This is a genomic window from Photobacterium sp. 53610, assembly GCF_036409375.1.
In the GTDB taxonomy this organism is placed as follows: Bacteria; Pseudomonadota; Gammaproteobacteria; order Enterobacterales; family Vibrionaceae; genus Photobacterium.
Map to the genome: position 1 here is coordinate 348,825 of NZ_JAXOFS010000001.1, position 14,709 is coordinate 363,533.

At 49.8% G+C, this 14,709-nt stretch carries 11 protein-coding genes; 6 read left to right on the plus strand and 5 right to left on the minus strand.

All coding sequences use genetic code 11. The features are described 5' to 3' along the window. Positions 1-67: 67 nt before the first annotated feature. The 5 genes from SPK40_RS01675 to ubiG all read right to left on the minus strand — a co-directional run bounded on the left by SPK40_RS01675 (position 68) and on the right by ubiG (position 5,718). Positions 68-337: a 2Fe-2S iron-sulfur cluster-binding protein gene (locus SPK40_RS01675; RefSeq protein ID WP_248140742.1), complete on the minus strand. Its 270-nt coding sequence runs from the start codon at positions 335-337 to the stop codon at positions 68-70. Beyond that, positions 334-1,467: a class Ia ribonucleoside-diphosphate reductase subunit beta gene (gene nrdB, locus SPK40_RS01680; RefSeq protein ID WP_330959207.1), complete on the minus strand. Its 1,134-nt coding sequence runs from the start codon at positions 1,465-1,467 to the stop codon at positions 334-336. The genes SPK40_RS01675 and nrdB overlap by 4 nt, the downstream gene beginning before the upstream one ends. Positions 1,468-1,518: 51 nt before the next feature. Next, positions 1,519-3,786 carry a class 1a ribonucleoside-diphosphate reductase subunit alpha gene (gene nrdA / locus SPK40_RS01685; RefSeq protein WP_330959208.1) on the minus strand — a complete coding sequence of 756 codons (2,268 nt, stop codon included), beginning with the start codon at positions 3,784-3,786 and terminating at the stop codon, positions 1,519-1,521. A 351-nt stretch (positions 3,787-4,137) separates the two neighbouring features. Continuing rightward, positions 4,138-4,848 carry an HAD family hydrolase gene (locus SPK40_RS01690; protein ID WP_442957538.1) on the minus strand — a complete coding sequence of 237 codons (711 nt, stop codon included), beginning with the start codon at positions 4,846-4,848 and terminating at the stop codon, positions 4,138-4,140. Between the two features lie 159 nt (positions 4,849-5,007). Then, positions 5,008-5,718, minus strand: coding sequence for a bifunctional 2-polyprenyl-6-hydroxyphenol methylase/3-demethylubiquinol 3-O-methyltransferase UbiG (ubiG, locus tag SPK40_RS01695; protein WP_330959209.1), 711 nt, complete (start codon positions 5,716-5,718; stop codon positions 5,008-5,010). A gap of 337 nt (positions 5,719-6,055) precedes the next feature. Between ubiG and gyrA the strand changes: the two genes are divergently transcribed. The 6 genes from gyrA (at position 6,056) to ihfB (ending at position 14,627) form a co-directional block, all read left to right on the plus strand. Beyond that, complete coding sequence (gene gyrA, locus SPK40_RS01700) at positions 6,056-8,710, plus strand: DNA topoisomerase (ATP-hydrolyzing) subunit A (protein WP_330959210.1); 2,655 nt, start codon at positions 6,056-6,058, stop codon at positions 8,708-8,710. Positions 8,711-8,950: 240 nt separating this feature from the next. Next, the gene (gene serC / locus SPK40_RS01705; protein ID WP_330959211.1) at positions 8,951-10,033 is read left to right on the plus strand and encodes a 3-phosphoserine/phosphohydroxythreonine transaminase; all 1,083 of its coding nucleotides are present in this window, start codon (positions 8,951-8,953) and stop codon (positions 10,031-10,033) included. Positions 10,034-10,367: 334 nt separating this feature from the next. Next, entirely contained in the window at positions 10,368-11,654 is a 1,287-nt protein-coding gene (gene aroA, locus SPK40_RS01710) for a 3-phosphoshikimate 1-carboxyvinyltransferase (protein WP_330959212.1), read from the plus strand. Between the two features lie 151 nt (positions 11,655-11,805). After that, positions 11,806-12,498 (plus strand): (d)CMP kinase, encoded by a 693-nt coding sequence (gene cmk / locus SPK40_RS01715; RefSeq protein ID WP_330959213.1) that lies wholly within the window; start codon positions 11,806-11,808, stop codon positions 12,496-12,498. Positions 12,499-12,591: 93 nt separating this feature from the next. Beyond that, positions 12,592-14,262 carry a 30S ribosomal protein S1 gene (rpsA, locus tag SPK40_RS01720; RefSeq protein ID WP_330959214.1) on the plus strand — a complete coding sequence of 557 codons (1,671 nt, stop codon included), beginning with the start codon at positions 12,592-12,594 and terminating at the stop codon, positions 14,260-14,262. Positions 14,263-14,336: 74 nt separating this feature from the next. Then, complete coding sequence (ihfB, locus tag SPK40_RS01725) at positions 14,337-14,627, plus strand: integration host factor subunit beta (RefSeq protein WP_248140723.1); 291 nt, start codon at positions 14,337-14,339, stop codon at positions 14,625-14,627. Positions 14,628-14,709: the final 82 nt, after the last annotated feature.

Here is a 14,709-nt window from a genome sequence, read left to right on the forward strand (position 1 = left end):
GATATTAAAAAGCCAGCTTGATTTATTCAAACTGGCTTTTTTAATTTCCGATTGCTGTCTGCCGAACTTAAGGCGTCTGTAACTGGTACGTAAACTCCAGGTCCAGATCTGATGTCGGGACAGCGCGGCAGGCCAGAATTTCACCCGGCGCAACAAACGCCATCGCTTCATGCTGATCCACGCTGCCTTCTTTCAGTTTGCACCGGCAGGCACCACACATTCCATTGCGGCACTGGAACTCGGGCTGTAATCCCGCACGTTCCAGTTGAAGGAGCAGGGGCTCATAGTTATTGCCCTGAACCCGTTGTCCGTTCACCGTAATGGTCAGTTGGGTCATAGCTCGAAGTCGCCCAGATCGTCTGCGCTGACGTCATTGTCAATCTGGCCAACCAGGTAAGAGCTGATTTCCGCTTCCTGAGGCGCCACCTGAACGTTGTCAGAAGACAACCAGGCATTGATCCATGGAATCGGGTTCTGAGTCGCGCCAGGGTAGGCTGGTTTCAGACCAACGGCGGACATGCGCAGGTTCGTAATGTACTCGACATACTGACACAGAATGTCTTTATTCAGGCCAATCATAGAGCCGTCTTTAAACAGATACTCAGCCCACTCTTTTTCCTGTTCCGCAGCTTCTTTGAAGATGTTAAAGCACTGCGTTTCAGATTCACTGGCAATTTCGGCCATTTCCGGATCATCCTGACCTGTACGCATCAGGTTCAGAATATGCTGTGTTCCTGTCAGGTGCAGCGCTTCATCCCGGGCAATCAGCTTGATGATTTTTGCATTCCCTTCCATCAGCTCACGTTCGGCGAATGCGAATGAACACGCGAAGCTGACGTAAAAACGAATTGCTTCCAGGGCGTTGACCGACATCAGGCACAGATACAGTTTTTTCTTCAGCTCGTGCAGGCTGATTTCTACGGTTTCGCCGTTCACGGTATGAACACCTTCACCCAGGCGGTGATAATCATTGGTGCTGTGAATCAGCTGGTCATAGTAATGGGAAATGTCACCGGCACGTTTGATGATGTGCTCATTGGTAACAATATCGTCAAATACCACAGCCGGGTCGTTCACGATATTGCGAATAATGTGCGTATAAGAGCGCGAGTGAATGGTCTCAGAAAATGACCAGGTTTCAATCCAGGTTTCCAGCTCTGGGATCGAAACCAGCGGCAACAGCGCTACGTTCGGGCTGCGGCCCTGAATCGAGTCGAGCAGCGTCTGATATTTCAGGTTGCTGATGAAAATATGGCGCTCGTGATCCGGCAGATTATTGAAGTTAATGCGATCGCTGGATACGTCGACTTCTTCCGGGCGCCAGAAGAAAGACAGTTGCTTTTCGATCAGTTTTTCGAAGATTTCGAATTTTTGCTGGTCATAACGCGCCACGTTCACGGGCTGGCCGAAGAACATGGGTTCTTTCAGCGCATTATTATTGGTTTTACAGAAAGTGCTGTATGCCATTGTGTCCTCAACATCAAAGGGGAGCCGAAGCTCCCATTTGTTTTGTTAGTGTTAAATCTTGCAGCTGGTGCAGTCGTCTGCAGCGACATCGCCCTGCGCATCAGAAGCGCCATCACGGGTGTTGTGATAGTACAGGGTTTTGACACCGAGTTTATACGCTGTCAGCAGGTCCTTCAGCAAGAGTTTCATTGGCACTTTGCCGCCTGGCTGAATGCTCGGGTCATAATTGGTATTGGCAGAGATCGCCTGGTCGACGAATTTCTGCATGATACCGACCAGTTGCAGGTAGCCGTCATTGCTGCCAATGTTCCAAAGCAACTCGTAGTTGTCTTTGTATTTGTTGTACTCAGGTACCACCTGCTTCAGGATACCGTCTTTGGATGCTTTGATGGAAACGAAACCACGTGGTGGTTCAATACCATTGGTCGCATTCGAGATCTGAGACGAAGTCTCGGATGGCATCAGAGCAGACAGGGTGGAGTTGCGCAGGCCGTGAGTCATGATCTCTGAACGCAGCGCATCCCAGTCATAACGCAGTTCCTGAGCACAGATTTTATCCAGATCTTTCTTATAGGTATCAATCGGCAGGATACCTTTCGAATAGGTGGTTTCGTTGAACGCCGGGCATGCGCCACGCTCTTTCGCCAGACCGACAGAAGCTTTCAGCAGGTAATATTGAATGGCTTCGAAAGCCTGATGCGTCAGGTTGTTCGCACTGCCGTCGGAGTAACGGACACCATGCTTCGCCAGATAGTAAGCGAAGTTAATCACACCCACACCCAGTGTACGGCGGTTCATGGTCGAACGACGGGCTGCCGGCAGCGGGTAGTCCTGATAATCCAGCAGGGCATCCAGTGCGCGAACAGTCAGATCGGCCAGTCCTTCCAGTTCATCCAGGTTTTCAATTGCACCCAGGTTGAAAGCAGACAGCGTACACAGCGCGATCTCACCGTTTTCATCTTCAACGTTGTTCAGTGGTTTGGTCGGCAGTGCGATTTCCAGACACAGGTTTGACTGGCGAATCGGCGCGACAGCCGGATCAAACGGGCTGTGCGTGTTACAGTGGTCCACGTTCTGGATGTAGATACGGCCCGTTGAAGCACGCTCCTGCATCAGCAGAGAGAACAGATCAATGGCTTTCACAGTCTGTTTCTTAATGCTGTCGTCCTGCTCGTATTTCACGTACAGGCGCTCGAACTCTTCCTGATCGGCGAAGAATGCATCGTACAGTCCCGGAACGTCAGAAGGAGAGAACAAGCTGATGCTTTCGCCTTTGATCAGACGGGTGTACATCAGTTTATTGATCTGTACGCCGTAGTCCATGTGACGGACACGGTTCTCTTCAACACCACGGTTGTTCTTCAGAACCAGCAGGGATTCAACTTCACGGTGCCAGATTGGGTAGAACAGGGTTGCCGCACCGCCACGAACACCGCCTTGTGAGCAGCATTTGACCGCGGTCTGGAAATACTTGTAGAACGGAATACAACCGGTGTGGAATGCTTCGCCGCCACGAATTTCTGAACCCAGAGCACGAATACGGCCAGCGTTGATACCGATACCGGCACGCTGAGACACGTAACGAACAATGGCGCTGGCCGTTGCGTTGATAGAATCCAGGCTGTCGTCACACTCGATCAGAACACAAGAGCTGAACTGACGGGTTGGTGTCCGCACACCAGACATGATTGGTGTCGGCAGTGAAACCTTGAACGTAGAAACGGCATCATAGAACCGCTTGATGTAGTCCAGACGCGATTCTTTCGGGTACTTACTGAACAGGCAGGCAGCGATCATGACGTAAAGGAACTGGGCACTTTCGTAGATCTCGCCGCTGACACGGTTCTGAACCAGATATTTCCCTTCCAGCTGTTTTACAGCTGCGTAAGAGAAATTCATGTCACGCCAGTGATCGATAAAATCATCCATCACTGCAAATTCTTCTGGGGTGTAGTCTTCCAGCAGGTGCTTATCGTACTTGCCTTTATCGACCATGTTTGTGACATGGTTGAACAGTGTTGGTGGCTCAAACTGGCCATAGGCTTTCTTACGCAGGTGGAAGATAGCCAGGCGTGCTGCCAGGTACTGGTAATCAGGCGACTCTTCAGAAATCAGGTCAGCCGCTGCTTTGATGATGGTTTCATGAATGTCTTCGGTTTTAATCCCATCATAGAACTGGATGTGAGACTTCAGCTCAACCTGCGACACAGAAACATTCTCCAGGCCTTCAGCAGCCCAGGTAATGACACGGTGGATCTTGTCCAGATCGATGCGTTCTTTGCGCCCATCACGCTTGGTAACAGTTAGCTGTTGATTCATTTTTAATCGTTTTCCCAGTTTTCCCTGATTAATAGTGCTTTTTTTAAGGTTTTATTAAAAAAGTAAACAAAGTTTGTGATCTTCGTTACAGTTAAAATAATAGACCAAAACACTATATGTTGGGGTGTTAAGCCATGAGGCAAACAAGATAGTGATGAGCATCCGAATTTGCAAGCTGGTATTTTTTGACCGCTTGTGGATAACGTGGGGATGTAAAATGAATAGTCAGTACATACTAACCTATTTCATCAGACTTGCCAGTATCATAGAAAAATGCAAACAAAATCGGGTAAATTTTCCGGAAGGAAAAAAATTTTTTCCCTTGATTTTTCCCGATTTCCGTCTCTATTTTCAGGGGCAGTATGATTGATTAAAAAAGGCGCGTCCGTCACGATTTTGTTGCTCCAGGAGGTGGATCAAAGACTCAGGTTCTGGCAGGATCACGTCGGCTTGCCATAGGCTGGGATCATGCTCTTCTCCAATGTAGCCCCAGCCTGCGACAGCGCCAGGCATCCCTGCAGCCCGGGCTGCAATCATGTCCTTTTCGATATCACCGACGTACAGACAGTTTTCCGGTAGAACCTTTAAAAGCTCGCATGCATGCCATAGGGGTTCCGGATGTGGCTTCGCTTTATCAAGGGTGTCACCGCAGACAATCACTTCCGTCTGGCAAAGTTCCGGAAAAAAGGGCAGGAGGCGCTGGGTGAGAAATCCAGGTTTGTTTGTCATTATTCCCCATGGGATCTCTTTCTCATTCAGATAACGTAAAAGCAATAAGATCCCATCGTAAGCTTTTGTTTCAAGACATATTTCACTGTGGTAATAGTCAAGAAATAACTTCCGGAGATGCAAGGGGTCAAGATGATCCGGGATGGCCCCGAAACCTGCTTTGAGTAAGCCATTCGCACCATAGCTGGTGTTTGCCTGAATTTGCATTGGTGTCAGCGGCTGAATCTGGTGATCAGCCAGAACTCTGTTGGCTGCACGGGCCATATCCGGAGCCGTATCAAGCAGCGTTCCGTCCAGATCAAAAAGTACGGCATGAAGTTGAATGTCCAGCATCGGCAGGTTCCTTTGCTCCGGAATGATCAGAGAGATGACTTAAGCTTATCAGGAAACTGAATCATTTGAGCCGTTGTACAGAAAATGGAGTGAGGCGTGAAAAGTCAGGTACCAACAGCCAGACGAGTGTCTACCCGGCTGGCTGATGGCTGCTGCGTTTTATTCAGGTTTGGTGGTGTGCAGGATGTAGTTTACATCGACATTGCGACCCAGCTTATAAGTGTCGGTGAGCGGGTTGTAGTGAAGACCCGTGATGTGACGGTCCTCTAATTCGGTCAGATCGACCATCGCCATGAGCTCTGACGGACGAATAAACTTTTTGTGATCGTGCGTGCCTTTTGGCACCAGTTTCATCACTTGCTCTGCACCCACAATCGCAAACAGATACGACTTGATGTTCCGGTTCAGAGTTGAAAAGAACACATGCCCGCCCGGTTTGATCAGTTTTGCGCAGGATGCGATCACTGATGCCGGATCTGGGACATGCTCCAGCATTTCCATGCAGGTGACGACGTCGTAAGCCCCTTCGTTCTGTTCTGCATGCTCTTCAACCGTTTGCTGGATGTAGTCCAGCTTGGTGCCGGTTTCCAGTGCATGCAGGCGGGCAACAGTCAGTGGTTCTTTGCCCATGTCCAGTCCGGTGACCTGAGCGCCTTCTCTGGCCATGCTTTCCGCCAGAATACCGCCGCCACAGCCGACATCGAGCACTTTTTTACCAAACAGACCACCGGCATGGTCGATCACATAGTTGAGGCGCAGCGGGTTAATCTGGTGCAGGGGCTTAAACTCACCCTCCAGATCCCACCAGCGGGATGCCATGTCTTCGAATTTACTGATTTCTGCCGGGTCGACATTTAACTGCTTGGTCATTATTGCTCGCCATTTCCTTTGATGTCAGAGCGGGCATTATAACGAAAGCCGTCTGACTTGAAATCCTTGATTATGAATCCTGAGCCCGGAACTCGCTGTGGATGAAGGGATTGATGGCTTCTTCACCGGTGTTGTTTGATGTGGGTGAAAATCAAACAATTTCGGGTGGGGAATCCGTCAGTTGTCAGGATGCAGACGGGGAAGTTTATCTTCAATTCGCAAAATTACTCACAAGAAAGGCGCCGAAAGGTGTGCCTATTAAGTGGGAAATATGCTATATTCCCGCACCTTGCACGTATAAAAATACGACAGAATCTACCTGAGGGATAGTGGCTCCATGAGCGATCTTGCAAAAGAGATCACGCCGGTAAACATTGAAGAGGAGCTGAAAGGCTCATATCTCGACTACGCGATGTCTGTCATCGTGGGTCGTGCTCTTCCTGATGTGCGTGATGGCCTGAAGCCGGTGCATCGCCGCGTACTATTCGCGATGAATGTACTGGGCAATGACTGGAACAAACCATACAAAAAATCTGCCCGTGTTGTGGGCGACGTGATCGGTAAATATCACCCTCATGGTGATAGTGCGGTATACGACACCATTGTTCGTATGGCGCAGCCTTTCTCCCTTCGTTATATGCTGGTCGACGGCCAGGGCAACTTCGGTTCCATTGACGGCGACTCCGCTGCGGCAATGCGTTATACCGAAGTGCGGATGAGCAAAATTGCTCACGAACTGCTGGCGGACCTGGATAAAGAAACTGTCGACTATGTTGACAACTACGACGGTACAGAGCGTATTCCTGCGGTTCTGCCGACTAAAGTTCCTAACCTGCTGGTCAACGGTGCGTCCGGTATTGCCGTAGGTATGGCGACCAACATTCCACCGCATAACCTGGGTGAAGTGATTGACGGCTGTCTGGCTTACATGGACAACGACCAGATCACGATTGACCAGCTGCTGGATTACATTCCGGGTCCGGATTTTCCGACTGCGGCACAGATCAGTGGTCGTAAAGGAATCATTGACGCCTATAAAACCGGCCGCGGCAAAATCTACATGCGCTCGAAGGCGGACATTGAAACTGACAAGAATGGTAAAGAGACCATTGTTGTTACCGAAATTCCGTATCAGGTCAATAAAGCGCGATTGATTGAGAAAATCGCCGAGCTGGTGAAAGAGAAGAAAGTCGAGGGCATCAGTGCACTGCGTGACGAGTCTGACAAAGACGGGATGCGCATTGTGATTGAGTGCCGTCGTGATGCAGTGGGCGAGGTTGTACTGAATAACCTGTACGCGCAGACTCAGCTGCAGACCACTTTCGGTATCAACATGGTGGCGCTGGATAAAAATGGCCAGCCGAAGCTGTTCAACCTGAAAGAAATGCTGGAAAGCTTCGTTAACCACCGTCGTGAAGTGGTGACCCGTCGGACTATTTTCGAACTGCGTAAAGCCCGTGAGCGCGCGCATATTCTGGAAGGTCTGGCGATTGCGCTGGTGAATATTGATGAGATTATCGAGTTGGTCCGGAACGCCGCGACGCCACAGATTGCCCGTGAAGGTCTGCTGGCTCGTTCATGGGAACTGGGTAACGTTGCAGCCATGCTGGAACGTGCTGGCGTTGATGCAGCACGTCCTGAGTGGTTAGCAGAGGATTTGGGTGTTCGCGACGGTCGGTACTATCTGACTGAGCAGCAGGCTCAGGCGATTCTGGATCTGCGTCTGCACAAACTGACCGGTCTGGAACACGAGAAGATTCTGGACGAGTATAAAGGTCTGCTGACACAGATCGAAGAACTGATGCTGATCCTGAGCAGTGCCGAGCGTCTGATGGAAGTCATCCGCGAAGAACTGGAGCTGGTGAGAGAGCAGTTTAACGATGTACGTCGTACTGAAATTACTGCAGCCAGCCATGATATCGACCTGGAAGATCTGATCAGTCAGGAAGACGTTGTGGTTACTCTGTCACACCACGGTTATGTGAAATATCAGCTGCTGGCTGACTATGAAGCACAGCGTCGTGGCGGTAAAGGCCGTGCGGCAACGCGAATGAAAGATGAAGACTTCATTGAGCGTCTGCTGGTTGCCAATACGCACGATACGATTCTGTGTTTCTCAAGTCGTGGCCGGATGTACTGGCTGAAAGTATACCAGCTGCCTCAGGCCAGCCGGACAGCCCGTGGTAAGCCGATTGTGAACATTCTGCCGCTGGAAGAGAACGAGCGTATTACCGCCATTCTGCCAGTCAAAGAATATGAAGAAGACAAGTTCATCTTCATGGCAACGGCTGACGGAACCGTGAAGAAAACACCGCTGACTGATTTCAGTCGTCCTCGCAGTGCCGGTATCATTGCCGTGAACCTGCGTGACGGTGACTCACTGATTGGTGTGGACATCACAGACAGCCAGAACGACATCATGCTGTTCTCAGCAGCAGGTAAAGTTGTTCGCTTCTCTGAAGAGCAGGTACGTGGCATGGGCCGTACGGCGGCAGGTGTTCGCGGTATCAAGCTGGCAGAAGACGACAAAGTTGTTTCGCTGATTGTGCCTCACAATGAGGGTGATGTGCTGACCGTAACTGAAAATGGTTATGGTAAGCGGACCGATCTGGCAGAGTATCCGGCGAAGAGCCGTGCGACACAGGGTGTGGTCTCAATCAAAGTCTCTGAGCGAAACGGTTCTGTGGTTGGGGCTGTTCAAGTGCAGGATGGTGATGAATTTATGATGATCACCAATGCCGGCACACTGGTTCGTACCCGTGTGGCTGAAGTCAGCCGCGTGGGCCGTAATACGCAGGGTGTGACGCTGATTCGTACTGCGGAAGACGAGCAGGTTGTTGGTCTGCAACGCATTGAAGAACCGGAAGAAGATGATTTGCCTTTCAATGAAGGTGAAATGTCTGAAGGTGAAGCATCAGATGAAGCGAATGTCGCAACTGATGAAACGCCACAGGTATCTGCGGATGATGCGGAAGAAAGCAGCGAAGATTAATTTTCGCTGACGGAACAGAAAACGCAGCCTCAGAGCTGCGTTTTTTTATAACATTTTTTTAGCAAAATACGGTCTTTCATCTTAATTCAGCCTTCAGCGGGCTTTTTTTGTCGTTTGCGCAACAAAAAAGGTTTTCAGTAAAGGGCGAAAGGTGTAAAAAATCAGGACGAAGATCGGATGACTGGTGCTGCCAATAACCTGATCATGTCATTTTTGCAAAGCAGGAGCATGTTTCTCATCATGGATAAGGTCTATAACTTTTGTGCCGGTCCGGCAATGATGCCAGCAGAGGTTTTGGAAAAAGCCCAACAGGAATTGGTGAACTGGAATGGTCTGGGAACTTCCGTCATGGAAATCAGCCATCGCAGTAAAGACTTTATCGCAGTTGCTGAGCAATCCGAGCGCGACTTGCGGGATTTGCTGAACATTCCTGATAACTACCATGTGCTTTTCTGCCATGGCGGTGCAAGAGCGCAGTTTGCGGCAGTTCCAATGAACCTGCTGGGAGATGCTGAGCGCGCAGATTATATCGACGGCGGTTACTGGGCACACAGTGCGATTGAAGAAGCGAAAAAGTACTGTCAGCCAAACATCGTTTCGATTGCTTGTGAACGTGACGGGAAGACAGCTGTCCTTCCAGCCGGTGAGTGGCCATTGTCAGACGGTGCTGCTTACGTTCATTTCTGCCCGAATGAAACAATCGATGGTATTGAGATCCGTGATCTGCCTCAGACGGACAAGCCAATCGTGGCAGATATGTCTTCTACCATTCTCTCGCGCAAGATTGATGTGTCCCAGTACGGTGTGATTTACGCCGGTGCTCAGAAAAATATTGGTCCTGCCGGTCTGACGATTGTGATCGTACGTGATGACTTGCTGGGTAAAGCAAAACAGATTTTGCCAAGTATCCTGGACTATAAAGTTCTGGCGGAAAAAGACTCGATGTTTAATACACCACCGACCTTTGCCTGGTATCTGGCTGGCGAAGTATTCAAATGGCTGAAGGGCATTGGTGGCGTGGAAGCGATGCAGGCCCGGAATGAAGCCAAAGCCAAGGTGCTGTACGACTTTATCGACCAGTCTGATTTCTATCGGAACGAAGTGCACCCGGATAACCGTTCTTTGATGAATGTGCCGTTTCAGTTGAAGAACCCTGAGCTGGATAAAGTATTTTTGCAGCAGGCGGATGCGGCAGGTCTGAAGGCGCTGGCGGGTCACCGTGTGGTCGGGGGGATGCGAGCATCCATTTATAACGCGATGCCAATTCAAGGTGTCCAGGCTCTGGTTGATTTTATGGCTGAATTTGAGCGTGAAAATGCCTGATTGTGTCCAGGTCTGAATCTCTCTAAGCCGCCTTTTTGGGCGGCTTTTGTTTTTTTAGCAATAAAAGACTGTTTTTGGGAGAAGTTGTAGCGGGATATCATCGCTTTATTCACCAGTAGAATGTGACATCGGGATGTCCTGTCAGGCCAGCTGAATTGAGAAGTCTGCGCCTGAAGAGACAGTGGAATACCTGCTGTCAGTGCTGTGTAAGAGCATGATGGATTGGGTGTCAGCGCAGGCTGGATGTGGAGACGATGTGTTTTACTCTGGCATCACCCAGAAATATTCGCTACTCTGCAAAAACGCAAATACAACAGGACAGATAAAACACCCAATGGAGAGTTTAACCTTACAGCCAATTCAGCGTATTGATGGAGAAGTGAACCTGCCTGGTTCCAAAAGTGTGTCGAACCGTGCATTGCTGCTGGCTGCGCTGGCGAAAGGCACAACTCGCCTCACGAATTTGCTCGACAGTGATGATATTCGTCACATGCTCAATGCGCTCACAAAACTGGGCGTGACTTATCAGCTTTCAGAAGACAAGACCGTATGTGAAGTACAGGGATTAGGCCAGGCTTTCCATACTCCAGAATCGCTTGAGTTGTTTTTAGGCAACGCAGGCACTGCGATGCGCCCCCTCGCTGCTGCATTGTGTCTGGGTGCGGGTGAGTACGTACTGACTGGCGAACCGCGAATGAAAGAGCGTCCGATCGGGCATCTGGTCGAAGCACTTCAGAGTGCGGGTGCGGAAGTGACTTATCTTGAAAATGAAGGTTTCCCGCCGCTGCGCATCCAGGGAACCGGCCTCAAAGGCGGTGAAGTTGAGATTGACGGGTCGATTTCCAGTCAGTTTCTGACGGCTTTCCTGATGAGCGCACCTTTGGCATCTGGCGACACTGTGATTCAAATTAAAGGTGAGCTGGTTTCCAAACCCTACATCGATATTACGCTGCACATCATGGCGCAGTTTGGCGTTTCGGTTGAAAACGATAACTATCAGCGCTTTATCGTGAAAGGTGGTCAGCAATACCAGTCACCGGGCGATTTCCTGGTGGAAGGGGATGCATCCTCAGCATCTTACTTCCTGGCTGCTGCAGCGATTAAAGGCGGTGAAGTCAAAGTGACGGGAATTGGGAAATCCAGTATTCAGGGAGATACCCAGTTTGCTGAAGCTCTGGCTGCAATGGGAGCTGAGATCGAATGGGGTGAAGATTACGTCATTGCCCGCCGCGGCAGTTTGCATGGCGTAGACATGGACTTCAACCATATCCCGGATGCAGCTATGACGATTGCAACCACCGCGCTGTTTGCTGAAGGAACAACGGCGATTCGCAACGTCTATAACTGGCGCGTGAAGGAAACGGATCGTCTGTCCGCGATGGCGACAGAACTGCGTAAAGTTGGTGCGACCGTCGAAGAAGGCGAGGATTACATCATCATTACCCCGCCGGCACAGCTCCGGCATGCTGCCATCGATACTTATGATGATCACCGGATGGCGATGTGTTTCTCGCTGGTGGCATTGAGTCAGGATACACCTGTCACAATCAATGATCCGAAGTGTACATCCAAAACCTTCCCGGATTATTTCGAGAAACTGGCCTCACTCAGCCACGAATAATTGATAATTGATGCGCTGACGATTCACCCGGCCTGAATGCCGGGTGAATTTTTTCCGCGACTTGAAGTGCCTCTGAGTCAAAATTACCGTATAATACGGCCCGCGTTAAAACAGCAACTTTGCTGAAGGTTAAACAAATTCGGAGAATTCTATGTCTACAAACGCGCCAGTGATCACTGTTGATGGGCCAAGTGGAGCCGGTAAAGGAACACTTTGCATGCTGTTAGCAGAAAAGCTGGGCTGGAATTTACTGGACTCCGGTGCTATCTACCGTGTACTGGCACTGGCAGCAATTCATCATGGCGTAGAACTGGACTCTGAAGACGTTTTAGTTCCCCTGGCTGCTCATCTTGATGTGCAGTTTCTTGCTGAGGGTGAACTGGTCAGGGTGATTCTGGAAGGTGAGGATGTCTCATCAACCTTGCGTACCGAAGAAGTCGGAAATGCGGCATCAAAAGTCGCGGCTTTACCCCGTGTCCGTGAAGCATTGCTTCGTCGTCAGCGTGCATTCAGTGGCGAACCGGGTCTGGTCGCAGACGGCCGGGACATGGGGACCGTTGTTTTTCCGGGTGCCGAAGTGAAAATTTTTCTGGATGCGAGCGCTGAGGAACGCGCCAAGCGTCGCATGAACCAGTTGCAACAAAAAGGCTTAAGTGTTAACTTTGATAGTCTTTTAAGCGAAATTCAGGAACGTGATGATCGCGACCGCAACCGAGCGGTAGCACCATTGCGTCCCGCAGCAGATGCTTTAGTGCTAGACTCTACGCATCTGTCGATTGAGCAGGTGACCCAACAGGCGCTGGCTCACATTGAAGAAAAATTGTCGGCTGAGAAATCAGCCTGATGGTATGTCGGTGTCAAGGAGTGATAACTGACTTTGTTTTCAACCCCATGCGGTAGGATACCCATGGTTGTTCATATACTGAAGATTATTTAAATGACTGAATCTTTTGCTCAACTCTTTGAAGAGTCTCTAAAAGAAATCGAAACACGCCCTGGCGCGATCGTTAAAGGTACTGTAGTTGCCATTGAGAACGGTTTCGTTCTGGTTGACGCTGGCCTGAAATCTGAGTCAGCTATTCCTGCTGAGCAGTTCAAAAATGCTGCTGGTGAGCTGGAAATCGAAGTTGGCGTTGAAGTTGACGTAGCTCTGGACGCGATTGAAGACGGTTTCGGTGAAACTCAACTTTCTCGTGAGAAAGCGAAGCGTCACGAAGCTTGGATCCAGCTTGAGAAAGCTTACGAAGATGCTGAAACCGTTATGGGTATCATCAACGGTAAAGTTAAAGGTGGCTTCACTGTTGAGCTGAACGGCATCCGTGCGTTCCTGCCTGGTTCTCTGGTTGACGTTCGTCCAGTACGTGACACTGCTCACCTGGAAGGCAAAGAGCTAGAGTTCAAAGTTATCAAGCTGGACCAGAAGCGCAACAACGTTGTTGTTTCTCGTCGTGCTGTTATCGAGTCTGAAAACAGCGTTGAGCGTGATGAGCTGCTGGCTTCTCTGCAAGAAGGCATGGAAGTTAAAGGTATCGTTAAGAACCTGACCGACTACGGTGCATTCGTAGATCTGGGCGGTGTTGACGGCCTGCTGCACATCACTGACATGGCTTGGAAACGCGTTAAGCATCCATCAGAAATCGTTAATGTTGGTGACGAAATCAACGTTAAAGTTCTGAAGTTCGACCGTGAGCGTACTCGCGTATCTCTGGGTCTGAAGCAACTGGGTGAAGATCCATGGGTTGCTATCGCTAAGCGTTACCCAGAAGGCACTAAGCTGTCTGGTCGCGTAACTAACCTGACTGACTACGGCTGCTTCGTTGAAATCGAAGAAGGCGTTGAAGGTCTGGTACACGTGTCTGAAATGGACTGGACCAACAAGAACATCCACCCATCTAAAGTGGTTAACGTGGGTGACGAAGTTGAAGTTATGGTTCTGGACATCGACGAAGAGCGTCGTCGCATCAGCCTGGGTCTGAAGCAATGTAAATCTAACCCATGGCAGCAGTTCGCTGAAGCGCAAGCTAAAGGCGACCGCGTAACTGGTAAGATCAAGTCTATCACTGACTTCGGTATCTTCATCGGTCTGGACGGCGGCATCGACGGTCTGGTTCACCTGTCTGACATTTCTTGGAATGTTGCAGGCGAAGACGCAGTTCGTGACTTCAAGAAAGGCGACGAGATCTCTGCAGTTGTTCTGGCTGTTGACGCTGAGCGTGAGCGTATTTCTCTGGGCATCAAGCAAATCGAAGAAGACCCGTTCAACGGCTTCGTTGCAATGAACAAGAAAGGCACTCTGGTTAACGGTAAAGTAATTGCTGTTGACACGAAAGGCGCAACTATTGAGCTGGCTGAAGGCGTAGAAGGTTACCTGCGTGCATCTGAAGCTTCTCGTGACCGCGTAGAAGACGCGACTCTGATCCTGTCTGAAGGTGATATGGTTGAAGCGAAGTTCACCGGTGTTGACCGTAAGAACCGCGTAATCAACCTGTCTGTACGTGCGAAAGACGAAGACGAAGAGCAAGAAGCAATGGCTAGCCTGAACCAGCAAGATGATGCTGCGTTCGGTAACGCTATGGCTGACGCGTTCAAAGCTGCTAAAGGCGAATAATTTGCCCCAAGGGGGAAGTATTTTCCCCCTTAACGGTTATACTATTGAGAAACATACTAAAAAACGGGGTGATTATGACGAAGTCTGAATTGATCGAAAGGCTCTGCAGCCAACAAACACATCTTTCTGCGAAACAAGTAGAAGATGCGATCAAGGAAATCCTTGAGCATATGGCCACAACCCTTGCTGAAGGGGACCGTATTGAAATCCGTGGCTTTGGTAGTTTCTCTTTGCATTATCGCGCACCGCGCGTTGGCCGTAATCCAAAAACTGGGGATAAGGTCGAGCTGGACGGCAAGTACGTTCCTCACTTTAAACCAGGTAAAGAGTTGCGTGATCGCGTGAATACGCCGAATGCAGGATAATCGTATTTAGCACAAGAAAACGGCATGCTGTAAGTATGCCGTTTTTTTATGTCTGTTGATCATGGTCTGATGAGTCGTTTTA

Coding starts and splice junctions, on each gene's coding strand:
- nrdA (WP_330959208.1), bottom strand. CDS start 3,786: ATGAATCAACAGCTAACTGTTACCAAGCGTGATGGGCGCAAAGAACGC.
- serC (WP_330959211.1), top strand. CDS start 8,951: ATGGATAAGGTCTATAACTTTTGTGCCGGTCCGGCAATGATGCCAGCA.
- ubiG (WP_330959209.1), bottom strand. CDS start 5,718: ATGACCAAGCAGTTAAATGTCGACCCGGCAGAAATCAGTAAATTCGAA.
- SPK40_RS01675 (WP_248140742.1), bottom strand. CDS start 337: ATGACCCAACTGACCATTACGGTGAACGGACAACGGGTTCAGGGCAAT.
- cmk (WP_330959213.1), top strand. CDS start 11,806: ATGTCTACAAACGCGCCAGTGATCACTGTTGATGGGCCAAGTGGAGCC.
- nrdB (WP_330959207.1), bottom strand. CDS start 1,467: ATGGCATACAGCACTTTCTGTAAAACCAATAATAATGCGCTGAAAGAA.
- ihfB (WP_248140723.1), top strand. CDS start 14,337: ATGACGAAGTCTGAATTGATCGAAAGGCTCTGCAGCCAACAAACACAT.
- gyrA (WP_330959210.1), top strand. CDS start 6,056: ATGAGCGATCTTGCAAAAGAGATCACGCCGGTAAACATTGAAGAGGAG.
- aroA (WP_330959212.1), top strand. CDS start 10,368: ATGGAGAGTTTAACCTTACAGCCAATTCAGCGTATTGATGGAGAAGTG.
- rpsA (WP_330959214.1), top strand. CDS start 12,592: ATGACTGAATCTTTTGCTCAACTCTTTGAAGAGTCTCTAAAAGAAATC.
- SPK40_RS01690 (WP_442957538.1), bottom strand. CDS start 4,848: ATGCTGGACATTCAACTTCATGCCGTACTTTTTGATCTGGACGGAACG.